A 2430-nucleotide genomic window follows, 5' to 3' on the forward strand; every position below is an offset into this window, starting at 1 on the left:
GCGCGTGGGCCTCGGCCCGGACGTCGTCGTGCAGCCGCGCCCGCCAGGTGGCCGACGCGAGGTAGAGCACCGCGCGACCCGGGAAGCGCTCGATCGCGCCGTCGATCGTCTGGAGGGCCTCGTGGTACCAGCCGAGCCGCCGCAGCATCTCGAAGCGCAGGGCGTACGCGGCGAGGGTCGTGTCCGCCGGGCCCGTCGCGAGGAGGGGATCGATCGCGGCGAGCGCCGCGCGGTGGTCGCCCCGCTGGAACGCCTCGAGCGCCGCCGCGAGCGGCCTGGAGACCGGCTCGCGCGCGCACTCTCCCAGCAGCCCGAGGAACCTCGTGAGCCCGCCCCCTGGCGTCACCCGCCCTCCGGAGAGGCGCCCGGGTCCGTCGGGGGTGGGAGCAGCGCGAGGAGGTCGCGCTCGCGCGCCGCGAAGGCCAGCAGCGTGGCGCGGTAGCGCTCCTGTACCGCGAGCTGGGCGGCGACCTCCTCGACGCGCAGGTAGGAGTACGCGAGGGCCTCGCCCGCCACGAAGGTCGGATCTCCGGGGTGGAAGCGGCGCACATCGAAGGCGTGTCGACGGCCCGCCGCGTCCTGGAAATGCACGATGAAGCCGTCGAACCAGATGTTCACCGAGACCGCGTGACGCCACCCCTCCGGCAGCAGCGACGTCAGCAGCGACGTCAGCTCCGGGGTCGTCGGGTACTTGTCCCCGCGCGGAACCGTCGGGAGCGCCGGGACCGGATCCGGTCCAGCGGCCTCCAGCAGCGGGAGGAACTCTCGCTCATGCGCGGCGAGGGCCGTGAGCGCCGCGCGGTAGTCCTCCAACAGGGCGAGCGAGGTGGCCGTGTCGTCGACGCGCAGGTAGGAGTACGCGAGGGCCTCGCCCGCCACGAAGGCCGCGACGTCGGGCCGATGGGGGCGCGCGTCCAGGGCGTGGCGACGACCCGAGGCGTCCCGGAAGTGCAGCACCAGGCCGCCCGGCGGCGACAGCGCGGCCGAGACCTCGTGGCGCCACTCCTCCGGCAGCAGCGACGACAGCAGCGACGTCAGCGCCGGGGGCGCCGGGTACTCGTCCGTGCGCGAGACCACCGACGGGGGGGGCGCCTCCTCGGGCACGCCCCCGGCTTCTGGCCCGAGGTACGGCAGAAGCTCCCGCTCGCGCTCGGCGAGGGTCGTGAGCGCCGCGCGGTAGTCCTCCAACACCGCGGGCTCGTCGACCGTGGCATCCACGCGGAGGTAGCCGTACGCCAGGGTCTCGCCCTCCACGAAGGCCGGCTCGCCGGGCTGTCGACGGCGCACATCGAAGGCGTGCCGGTGGCCCTGGGCGTCCTGGAAGTGGAGCGCGAAGCCCGAGGGCCACGCGACGACCGAGACCGCGTGACGCCACCGCTCGGGCAGCAGCCCGGTCAACACCGCGGCGGCGCGGTCGTCCACCGGCGCCTGGAACCCCTCGGGCCCGCTCTCCGTCGAGGCCCCCGGAGACGGACCCTCGAGCCACGGCAGGATGTCCTGCTCGCGCGCAGCGAGGGCCGTGAGCGCCGCGCGGTAGTCCTTCAGCACCGCGGCCTCGTCGACCGCCTCGTCGACGCGCAGGTAACCGTACGCGAGGACCTCGCCCTCCACGAACGCCGCCGTCCCGGGACGCCGGGGGCGCGCGTCGAAGGCGTAGCGATGGCCCGCCGCGTCCCGGAAGTGCAGCACCATGCCCCCGGGCGGCGACAGCATGGCCGAGACCTCGTGACGCCACTCCTCCGGCAGCAGCGATGACAGCAGCGATGACAGCCCCGGCGGCGCCGGGGACTCGTCCTGTCGAGCGACCGGAGAGACGACGGAGAGCGCCTCCGGGTCCTGCGTGGCGGCCACGGCGATCGGCGCAGTCTCCGCGAGGAGCAGCGGGAGGAAGTCCCGCTCGCGCGACGCGAGGGCCGTCAACGCGGCGCGGTACTCGTCGAGGAAGTACTCGTCGTGCACCGCCTCGTCGACGCGGAGGTAGCCGTACACCAGGGCCGCGCCGGTCACGAACGCGGGGTCGTCGGGGAGCGCCCGGCGCGCGTCGAACGCGTGGCGGCGACCCATCACGTCACGGACACGGAGGACGAAGCCCGCGGAGTTGAGCTCGACCGAGGCCTCGCCGCGCCACCGCCCGGGCAGCGCCTCCGTCAGCAGGGCCGCGAGCTGCGGCGACGCGGAGAACGGCTCAGCGGATGCCGACGACGCGGGCGACGCCGCCGGCGGCCCGGACTGGATCCACGGGATGATGTCCCGCTCGCAGCCGGCGACGGACTTCAGCGCGGCGCGGTACTCCTCGAGCAGCGCCGCGTCGTCGACGGCGTCGTCGACGCGCAGGTAGCCGTACGTCAGGGCCTCGCCCGCCACGAAGGCCTTCGCCCCCGGGCGCGACGGCCGGATGTCGAAGGCGTGCCGGTGGCCCTGCGCGTCGCG

The 2430-nt window shown here is 75.1% G+C and carries 2 protein-coding genes; both read right to left on the minus strand.

What is annotated here, in order from left to right; genetic code table 11:
• Positions 1–346: hypothetical protein (locus Q8M88_RS05785; RefSeq protein WP_305595295.1), on the minus strand; the 346-nt coding region annotated here is incomplete at its 3' end.
• Positions 343–2430 (minus strand): hypothetical protein (locus Q8M88_RS05790; RefSeq protein WP_305595297.1); only part of this gene is annotated, 2088 nt, incomplete at its 5' end. The genes Q8M88_RS05785 and Q8M88_RS05790, both read right to left, overlap by 4 nt.

The organism is Phenylobacterium sp. (genome assembly GCF_030693805.1).
GTDB lineage: Bacteria > Pseudomonadota > Alphaproteobacteria > Caulobacterales > Caulobacteraceae > Phenylobacterium.